This is a genomic window from Agrobacterium fabrum str. C58 (assembly GCF_000092025.1).
Lineage (GTDB): Bacteria > Pseudomonadota > Alphaproteobacteria > Rhizobiales > Rhizobiaceae > Agrobacterium > Agrobacterium fabrum.
This window is the reverse complement of record NC_003062.2, coordinates 2,165,192-2,186,310: the sequence shown is the minus strand read 5'-3', so window position 1 is coordinate 2,186,310 and position 21,119 is coordinate 2,165,192. Positions and strand designations below refer to the sequence as shown.

Below are 21,119 nucleotides of genomic sequence, written 5' to 3'. Positions count from 1 at the left end.
CATCGCCTTGCGCCACGGGGCTCAATCCACCGTAACCAAGCGTCGTTCAAGGGGGAGGAACATCCGGCCGAAAAGCCTTTGCCGGATACGCCTTGTTGCCATGCGCGCCTTAATAGCGCTGTTGCTTCCGATTGCAAGAGGACTCCGCGCTTTCGCAATGATTTTCGTGAAATCTCTATGACTTCTCCCGCCGTTTCACCTCATCCGCGTTGAGAATGCTTCCAGGACGTGTAGTCGTTCAGTGTTTTTGCGGCGATATCCTGCATGGCCCTGTCGGTCACGGCGGCCCATGGATCGCTGCCTTTTGCCGCCACCGTCTCCTGCCCCTGCAGGCGATGCAGCCGCACACCATTGGCATCGAGAACGTCCCAGACGTAGACGATATTGACCTTGTTGCCATCGGCGAAGGCGGAGAAATATCCCTTCAGGATGTTTTCGGCCGAATTGTCGTTGGAGGCGCGGATGGTCAGCCCCTTGGCCCGCGCTTCGGCACCGAGCTGGCGCGACAGGGGCGTGACGGCCTGAACGGGCGCGCCGATGATCGGCAGGAAGCGGATGGAATTTGCCGAAGAAGCGGGCGCGAGCGACGCCGTCTGCTGCGAGGGGGGCGCCGCGGGAGGTTGGGCCGCGTTGGAGGTCTGGCTAAGCGGCTCGCCATACTGGTTGCCGCTGGACATCGCCTGTGCCTGCGCCTGCAGCGAGTTTTGCGGCGCATAAGCGGGCACGGAGGTTGCCGTTGCCGGGGCGCCTGCGGGTGCGCGGTCGGCGGCGGCGGCCATCTGATCGAGATCGCCCTGCGTTACTGGCGTCGATTGCGAGGCATTATTGTGGCCGACATTCACCTGTGGTGTCAGCGCCTCCGTCGTGTTGCAGCCCGAAAGGGCCAGCACCAGCACTGGAACAATGATGGCCGGAAAAAAGGGGGGGAACCCCGTCCGGCTCATGCGATTTTCCCTCTCATGTTCCGCTCCTTCTTGCCCCAAGGTGGCGCAATGTAAGGGCGGTTTTCCCGCTCTGTCAAACCCGGTGGCGATTTAAGCTGTGAGAAGATCGAGGTTATGGCGCGAGAGCGCTTCCGGGGCGCCCTCCGTTGTCAGATAGGTCTGGCCGAGCGTCATGGCCGTGCCGGAATCGGAATCCATCACGATCATATGCACGAAGAGCGTCATGTCGGCGGTGATTTCCTGCGGATTGCCGGCATGGAACATCTGGTGCTCCATCCAGGAAGGCGAGAAACGGGCGCCCAGCGAATAACCGCAGGAGTTCAGGCGGTGGCGGGTCAATCCGCGTTCGTCCATCACGCGGGCATGCACATCGAAGACATCGCCGAAAGTCTTGCCCGGCCGCAGCACTTCCTCGATGGCGGTGATATTTTGCAGGCAGGCGCTGTAAAGCTCCTTCTGGCGGAAATCCTGTTCGCCGATCACCACCGTGCGCATCATGGCTGCATGGTAATGGGCGCTGACACCGGCCCACTCCAGCGTCAGCTGATCCTTGGTGTCGAGCCTGCGGCGTCCGGCCTTGTAACGGCAGAGCAGCGCATCCGCGCCGGAACCGACGATGAACTCATTGGCGGGATAATCACCGCCGCCGGCCAGAACTGCCCCTTGCATCGCGGCAAGGATCGCAGCTTCGTCCGCGCCCGGTTTGATGAGCGGCAATGCCGCATCCAGAGCCTCATCGGCCAGTTGCCCGGCCTTGCGGGCATAAGCGATCTCGGCCTGGCTTTTGACGAGCCTGAGGGTGCTGACGAGATAAGAGGCGTCGCTCATCTGGCAGAAACTGGCAAGCTGGTTGTCCAGCAGGCGGGCGACACGGCCGGTCATGCCGTGGGTGTCGTATTCCACCCCGATCTTGGCGCCGAGCAGATCGAGATCGCTCAGCAGGTTTTTCAGATCGAGTGTGGGGTCCGCATTGGGCCGGTCGACCCAGATGAGGATATTGTCGATGACGGAGGTATTGCGGGCCTGCCGCAGATCGGCCGAGCGGGTCAGCAGCGTCATGGAGCCATCCGACTTGACCACAAGCGTCTGGAAGAAGCAGTAACCGAAGGTGTCGTAGCCGGTCAGCCAATACATGCTCTCCTGCGCAAAAAGCAGCAGGGCGTCCAGCTTCTCCTCGGCCATTTTCGTGAGCAGACGCTCGCGGCGGGCATCGAATTCCGAAAGCTCGAAATGCAGGGCCATGTCAGTCCTCCAGAATTGCGATTGCGGAAATCTGCCGGCCGTAATCGGGTTCGGCGCGGTGGGTGGTGCGGCGGTAGGAATAGAAACGATGTTCGTCGGGATAGGTGCAGAGGCCGAGATTTTCCGCCTTCACGCCAGCTTTCGTCAGCCGGTCGATGGTGAATTGCTTGAGGTCGAACAAGGCGTGGCCTTGCCTTTCCGTCGCGGCGAAGTAATCCGCATAGGCCGGATCGATATCGGTGAAGCGCGCCACATATTCCGGCCCGACCTCATAATTATCCTGGCTGATCGAGGGGCCAAGCGAGGCGGCGATGCGCTCGCGGCTGGCGCCAAGCTTCACCATGGCTTCGATGGTGTTTTCGAGCACACCGAAGAGCGCGCCCTTCCAGCCGGCATGGGCCGCACCCACGACGCCCGCTTGTGCATCCGCAAACAGGATAGGTCCGCAATCGGCGCTCAAAACGCCCAGCACGAAACCCGGCGTTGCCGTGACCATCGCGTCGGCCTGCGGGCGGTTGCCGTCGTAATTGTCATCAACAACGACGACGTCGGGTGAGTGGACCTGATGCACCGTTGCGAGGCGATCAGCGGAAAGGCCGAACCATTGCGTCACGCGCCGGCGGTTTTCCTGCACCTTTTCGGGTTCGTCATGGGAACCGAGGCCGACATTGAGGCCCTGATAAAGCCCTTCCGAGACGCCGCCCTGCCGGGTGAAGAAGCCGTGGCGGACACGGTTTTCACCTGACGCGGCGAGCAGGGGGGACTGGAGCGGGAGCGGCAGCGTTGCGTTCTGCATGGTGGGGGAATTCCTTGGAGAATATCGCTGGTGGCCAGTGGAGCAGGGTTAAGCGAGATGTTTCCTGTTGCCACGGCATTGCGTGGCGGTGTGATGCAGTGTGCCTGCTTCGTGTGTCGCGGCGATGTTGGCCCAGAGGTTATTGCGCTGTCAATCCACCGCACGAAACGGCAGAAGATGAAGCGCGGGACTTGAAACGGCGATGACCTTGAAAAGTTCCCCCATCTTGCCGGCGCCTTCGCCGGCGAGGCGGTTCACCGCTTCGGCAATTTCAAGCGTCTGGTCGGGTGTCGCCTTGGCGGCAAGCGCGCTCGCCCTTTCCTTGAGGCCGAGGCCGTGGAGAAAATCGCCCTGCCTCAGGGCGCCGTTGACATGCACGCCGGTCGCTTGTGCCGTTTTGACGAGGCTTTCGAAATCCACATGGCTGGTGAGATCGGCCTCGCCGGGATGCGCAAGCGGTGGGTCGAAGGCGTGGTTGCGCATGGCCTGCAGCGTGTCACCATAACCGGCGACCAGATGGCCGTAATCGATCGCAAGCGCCGTGCCCCCATGGACCGAGAGGCGCTGGCAGATCGCGGTCATCACGGCTTCGCGGGCAGGGGAAACCTCGAATACAGTGCCAAGCTGTTGCCGTTCGGGCTGCGGTGGCAGGAGGGTAGGGTCTATGCCGGCAAGGCCCGTCGAGAAAACGAGTTCGCCATTGGCATCGAGGCTGACGACACGTTCCCGGAAACCCTGCGGCGTCCTGACGAATTGCCGGATCGGAATGGCATCGAACAGCTCGTTGGCGACAAGCAGCAGAAAACCTTCCGGCACGTCGTCAAAACTATCATGCCAGGTCAGCCGGTCCGCATGTGCTGTCAGCGTTTCCTTCTGGATGGCGGAAAGGCGGGGGCTTGTCTCCACCAGATGCACCCGCATCGTCTCGTAAAGCGGCGGCGCGATGCGGCGGATGACGCGCAGCATGTCCGACATCATGGTGCCGCGGCCGGGGCCGATTTCCACCAGCTGCGTTTGTGCCGGGGCGCCATGCCGCTGCCAGGCGTGGACGACGAAAACACCGAGCATTTCGCCGAAAAGCTGGCTGACTTCAGGCGCGGTGATGAAATCACCCGAACGGCCGAACGGCTCGCGGCTCTTGTAATAACCGTGTTCGGGATCGGCGAGGCACAGCGAAAAGAAGTCGGTGACGCTGAGCGGACCGTTAAGCCGGATAAGGGATTTGATACGTTGCGCGAGCGGTGTGGTCATGGGCGATCATACCGCTCAGGCGCTTTTCGTCGCGCTGCGTGCCCGCAGGACGGCCCAGAGGCCCAAAAGGAACATCGGTGTTGACAGCACCATGCCCATGGTCAGCCAGTTACCCGCGAGATAACCGATCTGGGCGTCCGGTTCGCGGAAGAATTCCACGAAGATTCGCGACAGGGCGTAACCGCAGACGAAGATGCCGGTCACGGTGCCGGGTGTTTTCAGAGCCTTGAAAACGTATATTGCGATTGCCAGGAGGACGACGAGGACGAGGCCTTCCAAGCCTGCTTCATAAAGCTGGCTCGGGTGCCGCGCAAAGGGGCCACCGGTCGGGAAGACGACTGCCCATGGCACATCGGCGATGCGACCCCACAATTCGCCATTGATGAAGTTGGCGATGCGGCCGAACAGCAGGCCGATGGGCGCAACGGCGGCAATGATGTCGAACATGCTCCACACCGGAATGCCGTTCCGGCGGGCGAAGAGAATCATGGCGATCGTCGTGCCGATCAGGCCGCCATGGAACGACATGCCGCCATTCCAGATTTCGATCGCCCTGATGGGATTGGCGGCGACAGCTGCCATATCGTAAAACAGGATGTAGCCGATGCGGCCGCCAAGCACGATGCCGCCGGCCGCCCAGAGGATGAAATCGTCGAGATGCTGCGCCGAGATCGGCGAGGTGTCGTTCGGCCAGAGGCGATCCGTGCGGGCGAGGCGGCGGGCATAAAACCAGCCGAGCATGATGCCCGCAACATAGGCAATGCCGTACCAGTGGATCGCCAGAGGACCGATGGACAACGCTATCGGATCGATATTGGGGAAAGGCATGATGGCGAGTTGAGTGGGAGCGGCTATCAATCCGTATATATTCCGTCATCGTTGCTGGGCGGTCAACGGAGATATCCATTGCCTCAAGGGACCGGGCGATGATGCTCACCGGCTTCCTGACGCCAAGGAAAATGGCGATTGCGATGGCGGCGGTCAAGGTGATTCTTTAAGCTGCGGCTTAAGATACCGAGGGCCTGCCAAGCTGTTGCGATTTTTCGATTTCGCTTGCAAGCCGGCGGTGGAGTGCCTACCTGAAGGCTAGCAACAGTGGGCCAGACGATGCCCCTGAACCGACGAAGGATGAGCGCCATGAGCACGACAGGCACCAATCGTTTTCTGGATGAATTCGCCAAGCTGATGACCGATGCGGCCGGCGCTGCGCAGGGCGTGCGCAAGGAAGCCGAGGCTGCTTTTCATGCGCAGGCGGATCGTTGGCTGAACAGCCTGGATGTCGTCCGGCGCGAGGAGTTCGACGCGGTTCGCGAAATGGCCATTCAGGCGCGGGATGAGAACGACGCGCTGCGCGCCCGCATCGAGACCCTGGAAGCAAAGCTTTCCGCCGCCAAGGACTGATTTTTTCAGCATTTTTTTGAGAGGCCCCGGATCGCCTGCGATTCCGGGGTCTTTTGTTTTCGGGGTGTTTCGTCCGAAAGACTTGTGGTTGTTAAAAGCGGTCGTCTGACGCGATTTTTTTGGGCCTGTGGACACTTCCAAAAAACGCAATCGGCAGAGTCGCTTAAGACTCTCGCCTGAGGTGATGGGGGAGAAGATATCCACTGCTCAAAAGGCAAAAATGGCGGGCGAGGGGTGGCAGCAGGACTCGGCCATTATACACTGATTTTAAATGATGATTCGAAAAGACCTGGTAAGCTCCAGACAGGGTGAATGCGTAATTCTGGTGGTGTCGGGCAATCGTCTCAAATGTTTATCCCGGTTCGTATGTGCGTTTTGTGCCCGGCGTTCAAAACACGACATTCTGGCCGGCTGAGAAGGTGCCGCATGAGTCTGATAGAATTTGAAATTGAGCGTCAGTCCAATCCCGTGGACATGATCGAGATTGTCGCTGCCTCGAACGACTGGTCGTTCGAACGTTCCGGCGAAGACGAGATCGCCATGACGGTGGCCGGTCACTGGGCCGATTATCACGTTTCCTTCTCGTGGATGGAAGACTTCGAGGCGCTGCATCTGGCCTGCGCTTTCGACATCAAGGTGCCGGATCAGCGCGTCAACGAGGTCATTCGCCTGTTGTCGCAGGTCAATGGCCAGGTGTTGATGGGGCATTTCGATCTGTGGCGGCAGGAAGATGTGGTGATCTTCCGCCAGTCGCTGCTTCTGGCCGGTGGTGCCGAGCCGAACAACCAGCAGGTGGAAGTTCTGCTTTCCAGCGCGCTTGAGGCCTGCGAGCAATATTATCAGGCATTCCAGTTCGTCGTCTGGTCGGGGCTGGATGCCAAAAGTGCAATCGAAGCGGTCATGTTCGAGACCGTTGGAGAAGCTTGAGCATGGTGTACAAGGCTTCCGGTCCGCTCGTCCTCGTGGGGGCCGGCAATATGGGCGGCGCCATGCTTTCGGGCTGGCTGAAAAAGGGTGTGCCGGGATCGAAGGTCATCGTCATCGACCCTCGCCCCTCCGACGCCATGCGCACGACGATAGCGGAAGCCGGCGCGACCCACAGCGAAAGCGTGCCTGAGGGCGTCAAGGCCGGCATTCTTTTCGTGGCGGTGAAGCCGCAGATGATGGATGCCATATTGCCGTCGCTGAAGCCCCTGCTGGGTCCGGAAACGGTCGTTGTCTCCATCGCGGCCGGTACCACCATCGCCACTTTCGTTTCGCATTTCGGTGCGGTCGCTGCCGTGCGCGCCATGCCCAATACGCCTGCCATGGTCGGCCGTGGCGTCACCGGCGCTTATGCCAACGATCTTGTCACAGCCGAGCTGAAAACCGTTGTGGACGGGTTGCTGAAGGTCAGCGGTCCGGTCGAATGGGTTGAGGCCGAAAGCGACATCGACGCGGTGACCGCGGTTTCGGGAAGCGGCCCGGCCTATGTCTTCTATCTGGTGGAATGCATGGCGGAAGCTGGCCGCAAGGCCGGTCTGCCGGCCGACGTGGCCATGCGTCTGGCGCGCGAAACCGTGGCCGGTGCCGGTGAACTCCTGCATCAGTCCCCCGAGGAGGCCGCGCGGCTGCGCCAGAACGTGACCTCGCCGGGTGGCACCACGGCCGCGGCGCTGTCCGTGCTGATGGCCGAAGACGGCATGCAGCCCCTGTTCGACAGGGCCGTCGCCGCCGCGAAAACGCGCGCCGAAGAACTGGCGGGCTGAAGGAGCGGGTCATGAGCGGCGAAATTTCCTATGCCGATTTCGAAAAGGTCGATATCCGCGTCGGTACGATCGTGGAGGCGGTGCCGTTTCCGGAGGCTCGCAAGCCTGCGATCAAGGTGAAGATCGATTTCGGACCCGAGATCGGCATCAAAAAATCCTCTGCGCAGATCACGGTGCATTATACGCCGGAAAGCCTGGTCGGCCGGCAGGTTCTGGGCGTGGTGAATTTTCCGCCGCGCCAGATCGGTCCTTTCCGGTCCGAAGTTCTGACGCTCGGTTTTGCCGATGCAAACGGCGATATCGTGTTGGCCGCGGTTGAACGCCCTGTGCCGAACGGTGAGAAGATGTGCTGACGGCCGTTTGCCGTTAAGCCGGAATCTTGACGATGACCCGCAATCCGCCCATCGGGCTTTCATCGAGCGACACGTCGCCGCCATGGCTGCGGGCGATATCGCGCACGATGGAGAGGCCAAGGCCCGTGCCCGAAGCATTGAGGTTGCGTGCCTCGTCCAGCCGGAAGAATGGCTTGAACACATCCTCGCGGGAGATTTCCGGAATACCCGGACCGTCATCGTCGAAGGTCATGATGATGGAGCGTGGCGCCTTGCGGATATCGACGTGGAGATTGCTGGCGTAACGCCGCGCATTTTCGGCCAGATTGGCGACGAGGCGTGACAGCGCATTCGGCCGGGCGATGATCCTCTCGATATTATAAAGTTGGTAGCTGAATTTCTTGCCATGCAGCTCGAAATCATGGCCGATCTTCTCCAGAAGCGCCGGAAGCTCCAGCGTGCCGACATCCTCTTCGACCTCGGTGCGGGCGAAGGTCAGATAGGCCTCCAGCATCGACTGCATGTCGTCCACATCCTTATCGAGCCCTTCGAGATCAGGATTGTCGCCGGCGAGCGCCAGTTGCAGCTTGAAGCGGGTGAGAATGGTGCGCAGGTCATGGCTTACACCATTCAACATGGCGGTGCGCTGTTCCATCTGCCGCTCGATACGCTCGCGCATCAGGATGAAGGCAAGACCGGCGCGCCGCACCTCGTCCGCGCCGCGTGGGGAATAGCCGCTGATCTTCTGGCCCTTGCCGAAGTTTTCGGCCGCCTTGGCAAGTGCTTCGATGGGTTTGATCTGCCCGCGCAGGAACAGGATGGAAATGGCAATCAGCACCAGTGACGCGCCGACCATCCAGACGAGGAAGATATGGGTATTGGAGGCATAGGCGGAACTGCGGCTGGTGAAGACGCGCAACGTCTTGTCTTCGAGCTGAACGCGGATTTCCACCAGCGAGCCGTTGCCATAGGTGTCGATCCAGAACGGCCTGCCGATTTGCTGTTTCAACTGATCGGCAAGGATCCTGTCGAGGATCGAAAACAGCGGCTCGGGTTTGGGGGCCGGCAGATCGGTCTTGGGCTCGATGTAGACGCTGAGGTCGAGTTTCTCTCGCGCGATGCGGATGACGCGCTGATAATCGTCTTCTTCGGGGTCCGTCTGCAGAAGCTCGATGACGGCAGAGATATCGCGTGTCACGGCCGCGGACAGGCGCTCCGTCACCAATTGCCAGTGACGTTCCATGAACACGGCCGCGACCACGGCCTGAAGCAGGATCATCGGCAGGATGATGATGAGTAGCGAGCGGGTGTAAAGGCCTGTTGGCAGCCAGTGGCGCAGCCATCTGCCGGCGGAGCGCCATGCCTTGGCCACGGGGCTCTTTTTGAACGTGTCGAAAAAATCGAGGCTCGCCATGGTCGTGCGTTTGCCCTTCTTTGAGTGCCCGTCAGTCCACGCTCAGGCGGTAACCGATGCCACGCACCGTTTGCAGATAGACAGGATTGGCAGGGTCGTCCTCGATCTTGCGGCGAAGACGGTTGATTTGCACGTCGATGGTTCTTTCACCCACTTCCGATTCCGCCTCCACGAGCTCGTGGCGCGGAATGGTATCGCCGGCGCGCAGGGCGAAAAGCAGCATGATTTCCTGTTCACGGTCCGTCAGCCGGATCGTTTCGGCACCGCGTCGCAATTCCCTCTTCGGAATGGAGAAGCTGTAGGGGCCGAACATGATCTGTTCGATCTTGGGCGTATCGGGCGAGGTGTTGCGCCGCAGGATATTGTTGATGCGCAGGACAAGCTCGCGCGGATCGAAGGGCTTGGCGAGATAGTCATCGGCGCCCGCTTCCAATCCGGCAATGCGCGAATCCGCTTCCGAACGGGCGGTCAGGAGAATGACCGGCACGGATTTGTTCTCGTTCAGTGAACGGGTCAGCGAAAGCCCGTTTTCGCCGGGCATCATCACGTCGAGGATCAGCAGATCGAAACGGATGCCCACCATCTTGCGCCGTGCTTCGGCCGCGTCGCCGGCCACCGAGACGCGATAGCCCTTGTCGCCAAGGAATCGTTGCAGGAGATTGCGAATGCGGGCGTCATCGTCGACGATCAGCAGATGGGCCGCATCGTCATCCACCGGCACGCGGTTGGTCGGAGCTTGTGCCATCGTCATTCACCCTCCACGCTTGTCGGGCTGCGCATCTGCGCCAGGAACTTGCGCACGCAGGCGCGGGCATCCGGTCCCAGCCCTTCCAGCGCGCGGTCGATGCGGCGCGATTGCGGTTCGCTGAGCGCCAGCGCCAGTTCGCGGCCGGTCAGTGTCGGGTAGAGCCTGCGCTGGCGGCGATCTTCAGGGCCGGCCATCTGGCGGATGTAACCATCATCGATCAATTGCTTGAGCACGCGGGCGAGGCTTTGTTTAGTAATCTGCAATGTGTCGAGCAGATCCGCCACGGTCATGCCGGGCTGCCGGCTGACGAAATAGACCACCCGGTGATGCGCCCGGCCGTAATCCAGCTTCGACAGAATGACGTCGGGATCGGAGACGAAATCGCGATAGGCGAAGAACAACGCCTCGATCGTATCGAAGTCGATCTTGCCGTCGTCAACCTTCGGGAGTGCCGGTGTCTGCCTCGCGGCGGCGGTTTTGAGCGATTGCGGTGGCACTGCGGTTCCTTCATATCCTGCGGCTGTCTGATCATAGGCTAACAGGCGTCGATGCGCCTATATTCTGTAAACATAGCCGAAAATGCGTCCGCTCGGGAGAATGCCGCCGATCATTTTCTGTTGCGGTGGATAATATGGCGCGGGTGCGGGTGCAACTGGAATCCTGATTGGCCTTTACCGGAAATAGAAAAGAGCGCGGAAACTCCGCGCTCTCCTTCATTTTTTGTCGTGATGGTGGTGTTATTGATAAACGTAGACGATACGACGGGTCGAGGGTTCCACGAGAACCGGGACGTCATTCACCCGAACATACCGATACTGATAGTCGGGGACTTCAACCATACGGGTATCTGCGGGGAGAACACTTCCCACTGCGATGTCGCCGTCATAGGTGACGGTCTCGGCAGGATGCTCGTCCATATAGGTGATGACCGATTGCGGCGGATCAACTTCACCGACGCGGCCAAGGTTCGGGTCACCCGGGTTCGGTTCTGCCTGAACGCTCGCGGTCTTTTCATAGGTCACCACGGGCACGCTAAGGTCCGAGCGGCGCTGTTCGAGAATGACCGGCGAGCCCTCATACATGACATTCAGGTAGTCGGCATGAGCCCAGCCGCGAAGGCCGTTGACTTCGATGCGGCACCAGCTGCTGCCTTCCATGCAGCCATCCAGAACGGCGTTGCTGCCGCGGGTGGCAAGGCCCAGTTCGGGGTAGTCTTCACCGGGGCCCGAGCGAACGGAAATATCCGATGCTGTCGTGGCGACCATGGCGGCGTTTGCATAACCCGCCATCAAGGCGAAGGCGCCGCCAGCGATCAGCATTTTAAGCGTCTTGTCCATGTGTCTCACTCCTTTTAAGACTGGTGCTACAACGTCGCAGCCGACGGGGCGTTCCACATTTTCCGCCGGAAATTGTCGCTGCAAGCCCGGAAAATATTGTTATCTATCTGTATTTTATAGTGATTTTTTGAGTGGCCGGGCCGCTGAAAACTGGCATCTTTCCGTCGCCATTGTGCCGCAACCGGTCGCGGGCTATAGGAGGCGGACCCTTTCAGACAGGAGATACGGGATATGGGAAAGTTGCAGGCGGGCATTATTCCGGTCACGCCATTCGAGCAGAACTGCACCATCCTGTTCGATCAGGATACCAAGGAAGGCGTCGTCGTTGATCCCGGTGGGGATGTGGACGTCATTCTGCAGGTCGTTGCCGAAAACGGCATCACGCTCAAGGCAATATGGCTGACGCACGGGCATCTTGACCATGCCGGCGGTGCCGACGAACTGCGCGAAAAGCTTTCCCTGTCGGTCATCGGGCCGCATGAGCATGACCGGCCGCTGCTGGAGAGGATCGAGGTGCAGGCACAGAAATACGGCATCAGCGGTCTGAAGAACGTCGAGCCGGACAGCTGGTTGAAGGATGGTGACAAGGTCTCCTTCGGAGACCACGTCTTTGAGGTCTATCATTGCCCGGGCCATGCGCCCGGTCATGTCATCTATTACAACCGCGACCAGAACTTCGCCCATGTCGGCGACGTGCTGTTTTCGGGATCGGTGGGGCGCACCGACCTGCCGGGCGGAAACCACGAGCAATTGATGGCGTCCATTCGCGACAAGCTGCTGCCGCTGGGCGACGATGTCGGTTTCATCTGCGGCCATGGCCCGGGCGGGCGGTTGGGTGAGGAACGGCTCAACAACCCCTATCTCAAGGGGCTTTGAATTGGCCAATAGAGGCCTGCAGGGCGCATAAAAAAACCCGGCATTCCTGCCGGGCTTCAACTAGAAAAGAAAGCCGTTTTAGGGTCAGCCAGCAATCTGCAGATTGACTGCCTTCGGGCCCTTGCCGCGACGATCCGGTTCCGTGTCGAAGCTCACTTTCTGATTTTCTGAAAGTCCGGACAGGCCAGAAGCCTGTACGGCAGAGATGTGAACAAAGATATCAGCGCCACCATTGTCTGGCTTGATGAAGCCGAAGCCTTTGTCGGTATTAAAGAATTTTACGGTGCCAGTTTCGGCCATGCATCAGGTCCTTTTCGCTCTGCCCGCGTTCAGCTACAGGCAGCATTACAGTTTTGCCCCGCGTGGGCGTTGGCAGGCAGTTCTTGACTATTGAGAAAATGGACCTTCGCAGCGGGAAGTAATGGCGTTCTCATCCAACGTTTTTCGTCCCACCGCCCGAGGTTTATAGCGTCCCCGGTGCGCACATTTATAGGCCTTCCCATGCTCGCAAATTGCCCGAACCGCGGTAGATTGCTGCGTTTATCGAAAATTGGCAAGCAAAAGTTTTCACGGGCTTTTTGTCAGATAAAAAACCTCCGGTAGAATTACACCGCGAAATCGCACATTTTTTTCGCATAAGCGATAGTTGATGAAATAATTGTCGTTTGCGCCGGGCTTTCCCGGCAAAATTTTGAACGCACTACCGGAATTCCCTGCGAAAACAGAAAAATCCGTTCTCTCCGTGTCAGGACGCTTCCGCCACAGTTTTCTGCCGTTTGCGCGTCAGTTCCGGAACCAGTTCAACGATCAGGATGGCGACGAAAATGATCAGGCAGCCGACATAACCAGCGCTGGAAATGGTTTCCTTGAGGAAGATCGAAGCCATCAGGGCGCCGAAAAGCGCCTCCGAGGACAGGAAAATCGCCGCCTGCGGTGCCGTGGTGTAACGCTGGCCAATGACCTGCAGCACGAAGGCGAGGCCGGAAGAGACGAGGCCGACGTAGAGAATCTCCATCATTGACGCCTCGATGGCCGCCATGCTGATCGGTTCGAACACGACACCGATCATGCAACTAAGAAGGGAGCAAACCGCGAACTGAGTGAAGGAAAGCGCTAGCGGCCGTCCGCTTTCGGAGACGAAGCGTCCCGCGAGCGTGATCTGGATCGCCCAGAAGAAGGCGCAGATGATGCTGAGAATATCCCCCGTCGTCAGCGTCTCGAAGGCGCCGCCGGAGAGAAGAAATATGCCGCCGAGCATCATCAGCGCGCAGGGCCAGACGACCCAATGGGGATGACGGCGGTAAAGCACGACGGCGATGACAGGTACGAAGATGACGTAAAGCCCGGTCAGGAAGCTGGAATTGGTGACGGTCGTGGTTAGAAGGCCGACCTGTTGGGTGGTGGCGCCGCCGAACAGGGCCAATCCGACCAGGATGAAGCTGCCGATTTCACGGCGGCGCGGCGGTGATTTCAGCGAGCGTGTTTCCATCAGCGCGAAGGGCAGAACCGCGATCGCGGCGATGGCGAAACGCAGGCCGACGAACCAGAATGGGCCTATCGAGGACATGGCGGAGGATTGGGCGACAAAGCCACCTCCCCAGATCGCTGCTGCGAGGAGAAGCAGCATATTGGCCTGAACACGCGTCATGAGTTGGCACCAGCACAGCAGGGGCCGGGAACATCATCCAGTCACGGCCGTGGCAAACAGGGATTTTTTGAAATGCCGATCCAAAGTTGCGGATGGCTGTTTCCCGGTTGCTTTAGCAGCAACGTGCCGGTGCCGCAAGTCGAGGCGGGAGCGGCTTATTTGTAGCGGCGGGCCTCGTCCTTCAGGCTGCGCCGGGTCAGAGTCAGGCCGCCAATGCCGAGACCGATAAATGCTGCGGCTGAAAGAACGATGAGTAGCAGGTGAGGGCCGGCCTTGGTGGTTGCCGCCACCTGCGGAATGGCTGAGGTGTGCAGGGTGTCGAATGCTTCGGTGGCCGCATTGGCCGAGGTTGCGATGCCGGCGGCCATGGTGACGATGACAAGAAAAGCCGCAACGGCCATCCAGAGGGAAAATAGCGTTCTCTGCGCCCTTAACCTTTCAACGGAAGTCCGATCGTTGGTAAACATGGCTGTCGCCTCTTGTCCCTGTTCTTAAAGGATAAAAGAGGCCCCGAAATGGACGGCTTGGAGACCGAATTCTGGCGTTCCGCGGCATTTATTGCGGCCATATTGTGGCAGAGCCACTTGGCGAGGCTATTTCTCCCGCAAACGGCGTCAGAGGCCGCGTTTTCCGAAGGTCCTGACCTGGCGTAGCGGATGCGGATCGGGCGCGCGGTCTTCCCTGGAAAATGCCGGTGCCGCCGTGTTTCTCTCCGTCCTTGAAGGGGAGAAATATTCGCTGCCGAGTTCCGGGAAGCGCGTATCGAAACTTGTCGGTGCGAGTTCGGGTTTTGCCAGAACATAACCCTGCATCAGCAGGACGCCGAGGTCTTCGCACAGATCGACCTGCCAACTGGTTTCCAGCCCTTCGAATACGGGCTCTATGCCGTCCTCGCGGAACTGGCGGACGATGACGCGCAGGAGGGCGGCGCCGGCCGAATTCTGCATGAAATCGCGCACCCAGCCCGCTTCGAATTTCACGTAATCCGGCTTGATGAGCTTGACGCGGTCGATGTCGGAATCGCCGGCACCATAGTCGTCCAGCGCCACGCGGAAACCGATATCGTGCATATGATATGCGAAGTCGGCGACCATCTGGGTGTCGGAGGCCTTTTTCTCCGAGATTTCGCAGACGATGCGGTCCGCTGTCATGCCGGCCTCGTGTGCGGTCAGCCGCATGCGCTCCACTTCCTGCCGCATCTTGGCCGGGGTCTGGAACAGGCCCGGATGGAAATTGACGAAAATGCGGGCGCGGGAACGGTTGAGCTTGCCGGTGTTGAGGATATGGATCGTGCGCAGGATGCTGTCGATATTCTCAATGTCTTCAGATGCAACAAGCGAGAAGAATTCGCCCGGCGTCACCGGCTCGCCATTGTGGTGGGGCCGAACCAGACCTTCGAAGGAATCGATGTCCAGCATGCCGCTTGCCGTGCGACGGAAAATCGGCTGCAGGGCCGATTTCAGGTTGAAGGTTTGATAGGCCGTGGACCATGTGCCATCGACCTCGCGGACAAGACTGGAAAAGATGCTTTTGGGCGCCATTTTTCAACCAGCTATAGAGACACGACCCCTAGGCTCGCCAATGTAGCGTATCAAGCGTTACTTCCGGGTTAAGGAAGGTTTAAATTCTCCGCTGGTGCAGATAAGCCGGCTTTTGACCTTGAAACTATGTCCGTCTTTCGACATAGAAATTGCCGTAGCAGACAAGATTTCCAGCCTCTGCCGATGTCAACCCCAATAGGACCGATTAAAAATGGCCTTCCTTGCCGACATTCTCTCCCGCGTAAAGCCATCCGCCACCATCGCCGTTACCCAGAAAGCCCGTGAGCTGAAAGCCAAGGGTCGCGATGTGATTAGCCTTGGCGCCGGCGAGCCGGATTTCGATACGCCCGATAATATCAAGGAAGCGGCCATTGACGCCATCAAGCGCGGCGAAACCAAATACACGCCGGTTTCCGGCATTCCTGAACTGCGCAAGGCGATTGCCGACAAGTTCAAGCGTGAAAACGGCCTCGACTACAAGCCGGAACAGACAATCGTCGGCACCGGCGGCAAGCAGATCCTCTTCAACGCCTTCATGGCGACGCTGAACCCCGGTGATGAGGTTGTCATTCCCGCGCCTTACTGGGTCAGCTACCCGGAAATGGTGGCGATCTGCGGTGGTACGCCAGTTTTCGTCAACGCCACGCTCGAAGACAATTTCAAGCTGAAGCCGGAAGCACTGGAAAAGGCGATCACGCCGAAGACCAAGTGGTTCGTCTTCAACTCGCCTTCCAACCCCTCGGGTGCGGCCTATTCGCATGACGAGCTGAAGGCGCTGACGGACGTGCTGGTCAAGCATCCGCATGTCTGGGTGCTGACGGACGACATGTATGAGCACCTGACCTATGGCGATTTCAAATTCGTCACCCCTGTGGAAGTCGAGCCTTCGCTCTATGACCGGACGTTGACGATGAACGGCGTTTCCAAGGCCTATGCCATGACTGGCTGGCGTATCGGTTACGCTGCCGGCCCGCTGCCGCTGATCAAGGCCATGGACATGATCCAGGGCCAGCAGACCTCAGGCGCAAGCTCGATCGCACAGTGGGCAGCTGTCGAAGCTCTGAACGGCACCCAGGATTTCATTCCGGAAAACAAGAAGATATTCGAAGGCCGCCGCGATCTCGTCGTTTCCATGCTCAATCAGGCTAAAGGCATCAGCTGCCCGTCACCGGAAGGTGCATTCTACGTCTACCCGTCCTGCGCCGGCCTGATCGGCAAGACCGCGCCTTCGGGCAAGGTCATCGAGACGGATACGGATTTCGTTTCCGAGCTTCTGGAAGCCGAAGGCGTTGCCGTCGTGCAGGGATCGGCTTTCGGCCTTGGCCCGAACTTCCGCATTTCCTACGCCACGTCGGAAACTCTTCTCGAAGAGGCCTGCAAGCGCATCCAGCGTTTCTGCGCCGATTGCCGCTGATCGGCCCGCTATATTGTATAAAGAAGCCCGGCAGCGATGCCGGGCTTTTTTCGTTTCGGTCAGAGCCCGAGAAACAGCAGCATGATGAAGGTGGCGAAGAGAATGAAATGTGTCATTCCCTCGATCGCATTGGTTTCACCGTCGTTGAGGTTGATGGCCGCAGCGATGAGGGTGATGAAGACCATCACGGTCTGAACCGGCGTCATCGCCATGATGAAGGGCTGGCCGGTATAAAGCGCGATGCCCTCCATGACCGGCACGGTCAGGATCACCGTCGACAGCGAGGCGCCCATGGCGATGTTGACCACGGCCTGCATGCGGTTGCGCAGGGCGGACCGGAGCGCGGTGAGGATTTCCGGCGATGCCGAGATCGTCGCCACCACCACCGCCATCAGCGCGGGCGGGGCGCTCGTGCCCTCGAGGCTTTCGCCCAGGAAGGCCGACATGAATTCCGCCAGCACGCCGATCAGCACCACGCCGGCAATGATGAGGCCGATGGAGAGCGGCACGCTGCCTTCGTCTTCCTCTTGCCCATGCCCGTCTGATGCCTGACCGACCGGATGCGCCTTGCGGGGATAGGTATAGCTGAAGAAATAGCTGTGCGGACCGACCTGCATCTTGAGGAAGAGCGCATAGAGCGCGATCATCGCCCCGATGGTGAACACGGAATAGATGTGCCAGCTCTGTTGCGGAATGAATTCCGGCACGATCATCGAAATGCCCATGGCGGTGAGGATCATCACACCATAGGTCTTGCCGGAATCGTCATTATAGGGCTGCTCGCCGTGGCGCAGACCGCCGATCAGGGCGGCCAACCCCAGGATGCCATTGATGTCGATCATGACGGCGGAGTAGATCGTATCGCGCACCAGCGTTGGCGAACTGGATTCGCTCATGATGATGGCGAGGATCAGCACTTCCACGGCGACCGCCGAGAGTGTGAGGATCATCGTGCCGTAGGGATCGCCGACCTTGGCGGCGAGAATTTCAGCGTGATGGGCAACCCGCATCGAGACGAGAACGATGAGCCCGATGAGCACGATTGCGGCAATCAGCCCCGCCGTCTTTCCGGCTTCGAATATCGCATGTTCCACCATATAGGCCGCTATTGCCGCCGGTATCGCCAGGAGCAGCATGCGCTCCTGTTTCAAAATAGAACCCACCATCGATTTCCCTTCCCCTGACAGGCCTTAGGCTGTGACGTATCGTCCCTCAGATCAAGCAGGATTTGCGCTTGAATGCTTTTGGTAGGATAGTGATGTCGCAGGACATGCTGCTCATGCCGCGGTGTCCCCGTCGGGTGCAATGCTTGAAGCGCGGTTGTGGTTGCCATGTCGCCTACCGAAACAGGAGGACCATGCATGACCAAAGTGGTGTATGAAATCGTCGAACATGACGGAGGTTTCGCCTACCGCATGAACGGCGCCTATTCCGAAACTTTCCCGACCTATGCCGATGCCGTCGAAGCAGCCCGCATCGTCGCCGCCGAACAGCAGGTGGGCGGTGATGACGAGGAAATCAGCTATCAGGACGAGCGCGGCCAATGGCATGAGGAATATAGCCAGGGCGGCGACCGGCCGGAAGCCGAGGTGGTGGACAAGACGACGGATCTGGCCAGACCGTTTTGACGGGTGGGCTGCGGATTTCTGGAGAAGCGGCCCTGCAGTCATTTGATGTAGTGGCTTTCAAGAGTTTGTCCATTCACAGCGGACCGGAGGTGCGTGGAGCTTTACCCCCCTCTGCCCTGCCGGGCATCTCCCCCTCAAGGGGGGAGATCGATCTGCGGCAAGGTTTCGCACTTCTGGACGCTTGAGAATGAAGCGATGAAAGGGCCTCTTGCCGATCTCCCCCCTTGAGGGGGAGATGCCCGGCAGGGCAGAGGGGGGTAAAGCTCCACGCACCTCCGGTCCGCTGTGAATGGACAAACTCTAACGCCGTTTTGGCGGGGCGTTCGGATCGGTTTCCTTGAGATGGGCTTTCAGACCCTCGACGAGAGCACTGAAAACGGCACGGCACCGCGGCGAGGTCTTGAGGTTTTCGTGCATCGCCACCCAGGTGTGCAGCGGAATATCGATATCTGGAAGAACGTGGACTAGCCGGGGGTCCTTGCGCGCCAGGCCGATCTGGCAGACGCCGATACCCGCGCTGGCGCGGATCATGGCAAGCTGGGCGAGGTTGCTGTCGGCGCGGATTTCGAAGGAAATATCTTCAATATCGGGTATGTCGGGATCAAGCGAACGCATCCGCTGGATAGCCGCCCGGATGAAGGGCGTCTTGCGGTCGAAACCGACCATCCGGTGCTCGTTCAGTTCTTCCATGGCTTTTGGAATGCCGGCTTTTGCCAGATAGTCGCGCGTCGCATGAAATCCGAGGCGGAAATTGCCGATGTAGCGCATGACGATCGCATCCTGCTGCGGTTCGGTCATGCGGATGGCGATGTCGGCCTCACGCCGCAACAGGTCTTCCAGCGTATCGGAGAGAGAAAGCTCAATTTCCAGCCGGGGGTGGACCTCCTGCATCAGGGCGACGATCGGTGGCAGCATTTCCACGCCGATAATATCCGATGCGCTGATGCGCACGGTGCCTTCGATCTTGCCGACCTCGCCGGAGGCCGCGCGCATGAGGGCGGCCGCCGTCGCCGCCAGATTTTCCGCATAGGGCCTGAGCGCCAGGGCGGCCTCCGTCGGCATCAGCCCGTGCGGGGAGCGGATGAACAGCGGAAATCCGACGGCCTCTTCCAGCGCACCAATGTGCCGCCCCGCCGTCGGCTGCGTGATACCGAGCTCGCGCGCGGCGGCGGAAAGCGAGCCGTCACGCAGCACGCTGAGGAAGGTGCGGTAAAAATCCCAGCTGACATCCCGGCTTTTGGTCATAAAATTTTGTATGGCCGCTCCACCTATTTCGACAATTTCGTATATCGCACATCACGCCGATACTCCAGTTCAGAAGAAGGAGTAACTGCGATGATATATGAAAACCATGCAAATACGGCAGAGAATAATGGGCCTCTGGCCCTGGTCCTGGGCGCCAATGGCGGTGTCGGCAGCCACGTCTTGAAGATGTTGCTGCAACGCGGCTGGCAGGTGCGGGCGCTGACGCGTCAGCGTGTGGCGGCCGGCGCGTCTGATGGCATCGAGCGCGTGACCGGCGACGTGATGAACCGGCAGGATGTGATGGACGCCGCGAAAGGCGCCACGCTCATCGTCCACGCCGTCAATCCTCCCGGCTATCGCGATTGGGAGAGGCAGGTGCTGCCCATGCTCGACAACACCATCGCCGCCGCCGAAGCCTGCGGAGCAAGGATCCTCCTTCCGGGCACTGTCTATAATTTCGGGCCGGATGCCTTTCCGCTGCTGAAGGAGGACAGCCCGCAGCAACCGTTCACCCGCAAGGGCGCGCTTCGCGTGGAGATGGAGCGGCGGCTGAAGATGGCATCGATGCGCGGCGTACCGGTGCTGATCGTCCGCGCCGGGGACTTTTTCGGGCCGGATGCAAAGAACAACTGGTTTTCGCAAATGCTGGTGCGGCCGGGCAAACCGGTGCGCAGCGTCCAGAACCCCGCCGCACCGCATGCCGGGCATCAATGGGCCTATCTGCCTGACGTGGCCGAGACGATCGGACGGCTGCTGGATCGTTCGGGCGAACTTCCCCCCTTCGCCGTCTATCATATGGAGGGTTTCTGGGATTTCGACGGTCTGCAATTAGTCGGGGCGATCGAGCGGGCCGTTGGTCGTCCGGTCAAGATGCGGCGGATGTCCTGGTTGGCCATCAAATTGGCCGCCCCCTTCGTTCCCCTGTTCCGTGAAGTGCTGGAAATGCAATATCTCTGGCATATGCCGCTGCGCATGAGCAATGGCAAGCTTACGGATTTCCTCGGCGCGGAGCCAAAGACGCCTGTTGATATTGCGGTATCGGCGACATTGACAAGCCTTGGCTGCATCGAACAGCCGCGGGTGCCGGCCAGCCTTCATCGCCCGGTCGATGCCGGGGGGAGGGTGTGATGGCCACGGCAACGGGTGGATCATCTCGCCAGCGCGGTATCTTTGCCGTGGTATCGGCTGTGGTGCCGGTGCTGATTTTCGCGCAGGTGCTGCTGGCCGGGCTGTCGATCTACTATGACGGGTCGCTGCTTTCGCTGCACAAAGGGCTTGGCATCTTCATCGCCGTTCCCATCATCTCACTGGTGGTCCTGGCGCTGCGTGATGATGATCTGCGGCCGAATCTTGCCCGTTCTCTAGTGCTGCTCGCCCTCTATTGCCTGCAGGTGGCGTTGATGAGCATCGGCCGGGAAACGGGCAATGGTTTCCTGCAGGCGCTGCATGTGCCCAACGCCTTCATCATGGGTGCGTTTTCAGATTTTGCCGCGCGGCAGGCGAGAGGCCCGCGCTGAAAGAAAAATGCCGCACAGCCAAAGGGCGGTGCGGCGT

Annotated in this window: 24 protein-coding genes; 9 read left to right on the top strand and 15 right to left on the bottom strand. The window is 59.8% G+C overall.

Translation table 11 applies throughout. The features are described 5' to 3' along the window. Positions 1–200: 200 nt before the first annotated feature. The 5 genes from ATU_RS10815 to lgt all read right to left on the bottom strand — a co-directional run bounded on the left by ATU_RS10815 (position 201) and on the right by lgt (position 5,061). Complete coding sequence (locus tag ATU_RS10815; protein ID WP_010972146.1) at positions 201–944, bottom strand: hypothetical protein; 744 nt, start codon at positions 942–944, stop codon at positions 201–203. A gap of 90 nt (positions 945–1,034) precedes the next feature. Then, entirely contained in the window at positions 1,035–2,186 is a 1,152-nt protein-coding gene (locus tag ATU_RS10810) for a M24 family metallopeptidase (protein WP_010972145.1), read from the bottom strand. Between the two features lies 1 nt (position 2,187). Continuing rightward, the gene (gene pgeF, locus ATU_RS10805; RefSeq protein WP_010972144.1) at positions 2,188–2,982 is read right to left on the bottom strand and encodes a peptidoglycan editing factor PgeF; all 795 of its coding nucleotides are present in this window, start codon (positions 2,980–2,982) and stop codon (positions 2,188–2,190) included. Positions 2,983–3,132: 150 nt separating this feature from the next. Beyond that, complete coding sequence (locus tag ATU_RS10800) at positions 3,133–4,233, bottom strand: class I SAM-dependent methyltransferase (RefSeq protein WP_010972143.1); 1,101 nt, start codon at positions 4,231–4,233, stop codon at positions 3,133–3,135. Between the two features lie 15 nt (positions 4,234–4,248). Then, positions 4,249–5,061 carry a prolipoprotein diacylglyceryl transferase gene (gene lgt / locus ATU_RS10795; RefSeq protein ID WP_035255958.1) on the bottom strand — a complete coding sequence of 271 codons (813 nt, stop codon included), beginning with the start codon at positions 5,059–5,061 and terminating at the stop codon, positions 4,249–4,251. 309 nt (positions 5,062–5,370) lie between these two features. Here lgt and ATU_RS10790 point away from each other — a divergent pair, with 309 nt between their 5' ends. The 4 genes from ATU_RS10790 (at position 5,371) to ATU_RS10775 (ending at position 7,735) form a co-directional block, all read left to right on the top strand. Further along, positions 5,371–5,634: an accessory factor UbiK family protein gene (locus tag ATU_RS10790; RefSeq protein WP_010972666.1), complete on the top strand. Its 264-nt coding sequence runs from the start codon at positions 5,371–5,373 to the stop codon at positions 5,632–5,634. 426 nt (positions 5,635–6,060) lie between these two features. Then, positions 6,061–6,561 (top strand): type III secretion system chaperone family protein, encoded by a 501-nt coding sequence (locus ATU_RS10785; RefSeq protein ID WP_006311131.1) that lies wholly within the window; start codon positions 6,061–6,063, stop codon positions 6,559–6,561. A gap of 2 nt (positions 6,562–6,563) precedes the next feature. Further along, positions 6,564–7,382, top strand: coding sequence for a pyrroline-5-carboxylate reductase (proC, locus tag ATU_RS10780; RefSeq protein WP_010972141.1), 819 nt, complete (start codon positions 6,564–6,566; stop codon positions 7,380–7,382). Positions 7,383–7,393: 11 nt separating this feature from the next. Then, positions 7,394–7,735 carry a tRNA-binding protein gene (locus tag ATU_RS10775; RefSeq protein ID WP_006316382.1) on the top strand — a complete coding sequence of 114 codons (342 nt, stop codon included), beginning with the start codon at positions 7,394–7,396 and terminating at the stop codon, positions 7,733–7,735. 13 nt (positions 7,736–7,748) lie between these two features. Here ATU_RS10775 and ATU_RS10770 read toward each other — a convergent pair whose 3' ends face one another. From ATU_RS10770 to ATU_RS10755, 4 genes are all read right to left on the bottom strand, one after another. Further along, the gene (locus ATU_RS10770; RefSeq protein ID WP_010972140.1) at positions 7,749–9,128 is read right to left on the bottom strand and encodes an ATP-binding protein; all 1,380 of its coding nucleotides are present in this window, start codon (positions 9,126–9,128) and stop codon (positions 7,749–7,751) included. Positions 9,129–9,159: 31 nt separating this feature from the next. Beyond that, positions 9,160–9,873 (bottom strand): response regulator, encoded by a 714-nt coding sequence (locus tag ATU_RS10765; protein WP_010972139.1) that lies wholly within the window; start codon positions 9,871–9,873, stop codon positions 9,160–9,162. Positions 9,874–9,875: 2 nt separating this feature from the next. Further along, complete coding sequence (locus ATU_RS10760; RefSeq protein ID WP_006316379.1) at positions 9,876–10,373, bottom strand: MarR family winged helix-turn-helix transcriptional regulator; 498 nt, start codon at positions 10,371–10,373, stop codon at positions 9,876–9,878. 240 nt (positions 10,374–10,613) lie between these two features. After that, positions 10,614–11,213, bottom strand: coding sequence for a DUF1236 domain-containing protein (locus tag ATU_RS10755; RefSeq protein WP_006316378.1), 600 nt, complete (start codon positions 11,211–11,213; stop codon positions 10,614–10,616). A 231-nt stretch (positions 11,214–11,444) separates the two neighbouring features. On the opposite strand from ATU_RS10755, the gene ATU_RS10750 reads away from it, so the two are divergent. Beyond that, entirely contained in the window at positions 11,445–12,089 is a 645-nt protein-coding gene (locus tag ATU_RS10750; RefSeq protein WP_010972137.1) for an MBL fold metallo-hydrolase, read from the top strand. An 84-nt stretch (positions 12,090–12,173) separates the two neighbouring features. On the opposite strand, the gene ATU_RS10745 is transcribed toward ATU_RS10750, so the two are convergent. From ATU_RS10745 to ATU_RS10730, 4 genes are all read right to left on the bottom strand, one after another. Then, complete coding sequence (locus ATU_RS10745) at positions 12,174–12,389, bottom strand: cold-shock protein (RefSeq protein WP_003494703.1); 216 nt, start codon at positions 12,387–12,389, stop codon at positions 12,174–12,176. A 445-nt stretch (positions 12,390–12,834) separates the two neighbouring features. Continuing rightward, entirely contained in the window at positions 12,835–13,737 is a 903-nt protein-coding gene (locus ATU_RS10740) for a DMT family transporter (RefSeq protein WP_010972136.1), read from the bottom strand. A 155-nt stretch (positions 13,738–13,892) separates the two neighbouring features. Further along, positions 13,893–14,204, bottom strand: a complete 312-nt coding sequence (locus ATU_RS10735) for a hypothetical protein (RefSeq protein WP_010972135.1) — start codon at positions 14,202–14,204, stop codon at positions 13,893–13,895. Between the two features lie 147 nt (positions 14,205–14,351). Continuing rightward, positions 14,352–15,278 (bottom strand): EAL domain-containing protein, encoded by a 927-nt coding sequence (locus ATU_RS10730; RefSeq protein ID WP_006316373.1) that lies wholly within the window; start codon positions 15,276–15,278, stop codon positions 14,352–14,354. Positions 15,279–15,489: 211 nt separating this feature from the next. Between ATU_RS10730 and ATU_RS10725 the strand changes: the two genes are divergently transcribed. Beyond that, entirely contained in the window at positions 15,490–16,692 is a 1,203-nt protein-coding gene (locus ATU_RS10725) for a pyridoxal phosphate-dependent aminotransferase (protein WP_010972134.1), read from the top strand. Between the two features lie 59 nt (positions 16,693–16,751). Here the strand turns inward: ATU_RS10725 and ATU_RS10720 are convergent, their stop codons facing one another. Then, positions 16,752–17,858, bottom strand: coding sequence for a calcium:cation antiporter (locus tag ATU_RS10720; RefSeq protein WP_010972133.1), 1,107 nt, complete (start codon positions 17,856–17,858; stop codon positions 16,752–16,754). 195 nt (positions 17,859–18,053) lie between these two features. Here ATU_RS10720 and ATU_RS10715 point away from each other — a divergent pair, with 195 nt between their 5' ends. Continuing rightward, the gene (locus ATU_RS10715) at positions 18,054–18,320 is read left to right on the top strand and encodes a DUF2188 domain-containing protein (RefSeq protein WP_006316370.1); all 267 of its coding nucleotides are present in this window, start codon (positions 18,054–18,056) and stop codon (positions 18,318–18,320) included. Positions 18,321–18,620: 300 nt separating this feature from the next. On the opposite strand, the gene ATU_RS10710 is transcribed toward ATU_RS10715, so the two are convergent. Further along, on the bottom strand, positions 18,621–19,565 hold the full coding sequence (locus tag ATU_RS10710; RefSeq protein ID WP_006310604.1) for a LysR family transcriptional regulator: 945 nt from the start codon (positions 19,563–19,565) through the stop codon (positions 18,621–18,623). Positions 19,566–19,655: 90 nt separating this feature from the next. Here ATU_RS10710 and ATU_RS10705 point away from each other — a divergent pair, with 90 nt between their 5' ends. Together ATU_RS10705 and ATU_RS10700 are read left to right on the top strand one after the other, a co-directional pair. Then, the gene (locus ATU_RS10705) at positions 19,656–20,693 is read left to right on the top strand and encodes an NAD-dependent epimerase/dehydratase family protein (protein WP_010972130.1); all 1,038 of its coding nucleotides are present in this window, start codon (positions 19,656–19,658) and stop codon (positions 20,691–20,693) included. After that, entirely contained in the window at positions 20,693–21,082 is a 390-nt protein-coding gene (locus ATU_RS10700; RefSeq protein ID WP_010972129.1) for a DUF6220 domain-containing protein, read from the top strand. The genes ATU_RS10705 and ATU_RS10700 overlap by 1 nt, the downstream gene beginning before the upstream one ends. Positions 21,083–21,119: the final 37 nt, after the last annotated feature.

Bases quoted from the DNA above. Each gene is read 5' to 3' on its own strand.
- ATU_RS10815 (WP_010972146.1), bottom strand. From the start codon at position 944: ATGAGCCGGACGGGGTTCCCCCCCTTTTTTCCGGCCATCATTGTTCCA.
- ATU_RS10745 (WP_003494703.1), bottom strand. From the start codon at position 12,389: ATGGCCGAAACTGGCACCGTAAAATTCTTTAATACCGACAAAGGCTTC.
- ATU_RS10810 (WP_010972145.1), bottom strand. From the start codon at position 2,186: ATGGCCCTGCATTTCGAGCTTTCGGAATTCGATGCCCGCCGCGAGCGT.
- ATU_RS10700 (WP_010972129.1), top strand. From the start codon at position 20,693: ATGGCCACGGCAACGGGTGGATCATCTCGCCAGCGCGGTATCTTTGCC.
- lgt (WP_035255958.1), bottom strand. From the start codon at position 5,061: ATGCCTTTCCCCAATATCGATCCGATAGCGTTGTCCATCGGTCCTCTG.
- ATU_RS10800 (WP_010972143.1), bottom strand. From the start codon at position 4,233: ATGACCACACCGCTCGCGCAACGTATCAAATCCCTTATCCGGCTTAAC.
- ATU_RS10715 (WP_006316370.1), top strand. From the start codon at position 18,054: ATGACCAAAGTGGTGTATGAAATCGTCGAACATGACGGAGGTTTCGCC.
- ATU_RS10720 (WP_010972133.1), bottom strand. From the start codon at position 17,858: ATGGTGGGTTCTATTTTGAAACAGGAGCGCATGCTGCTCCTGGCGATA.
- ATU_RS10725 (WP_010972134.1), top strand. From the start codon at position 15,490: ATGGCCTTCCTTGCCGACATTCTCTCCCGCGTAAAGCCATCCGCCACC.
- ATU_RS10705 (WP_010972130.1), top strand. From the start codon at position 19,656: ATGATATATGAAAACCATGCAAATACGGCAGAGAATAATGGGCCTCTG.
- ATU_RS10755 (WP_006316378.1), bottom strand. From the start codon at position 11,213: ATGGACAAGACGCTTAAAATGCTGATCGCTGGCGGCGCCTTCGCCTTG.
- ATU_RS10775 (WP_006316382.1), top strand. From the start codon at position 7,394: ATGAGCGGCGAAATTTCCTATGCCGATTTCGAAAAGGTCGATATCCGC.
- ATU_RS10790 (WP_010972666.1), top strand. From the start codon at position 5,371: ATGAGCACGACAGGCACCAATCGTTTTCTGGATGAATTCGCCAAGCTG.
- ATU_RS10730 (WP_006316373.1), bottom strand. From the start codon at position 15,278: ATGGCGCCCAAAAGCATCTTTTCCAGTCTTGTCCGCGAGGTCGATGGC.
- ATU_RS10735 (WP_010972135.1), bottom strand. From the start codon at position 14,204: ATGTTTACCAACGATCGGACTTCCGTTGAAAGGTTAAGGGCGCAGAGA.
- pgeF (WP_010972144.1), bottom strand. From the start codon at position 2,982: ATGCAGAACGCAACGCTGCCGCTCCCGCTCCAGTCCCCCCTGCTCGCC.
- ATU_RS10765 (WP_010972139.1), bottom strand. From the start codon at position 9,873: ATGGCACAAGCTCCGACCAACCGCGTGCCGGTGGATGACGATGCGGCC.
- ATU_RS10785 (WP_006311131.1), top strand. From the start codon at position 6,061: ATGAGTCTGATAGAATTTGAAATTGAGCGTCAGTCCAATCCCGTGGAC.
- ATU_RS10770 (WP_010972140.1), bottom strand. From the start codon at position 9,128: ATGGCGAGCCTCGATTTTTTCGACACGTTCAAAAAGAGCCCCGTGGCC.
- ATU_RS10710 (WP_006310604.1), bottom strand. From the start codon at position 19,565: ATGACCAAAAGCCGGGATGTCAGCTGGGATTTTTACCGCACCTTCCTC.
- ATU_RS10750 (WP_010972137.1), top strand. From the start codon at position 11,445: ATGGGAAAGTTGCAGGCGGGCATTATTCCGGTCACGCCATTCGAGCAG.
- ATU_RS10740 (WP_010972136.1), bottom strand. From the start codon at position 13,737: ATGACGCGTGTTCAGGCCAATATGCTGCTTCTCCTCGCAGCAGCGATC.
- proC (WP_010972141.1), top strand. From the start codon at position 6,564: ATGGTGTACAAGGCTTCCGGTCCGCTCGTCCTCGTGGGGGCCGGCAAT.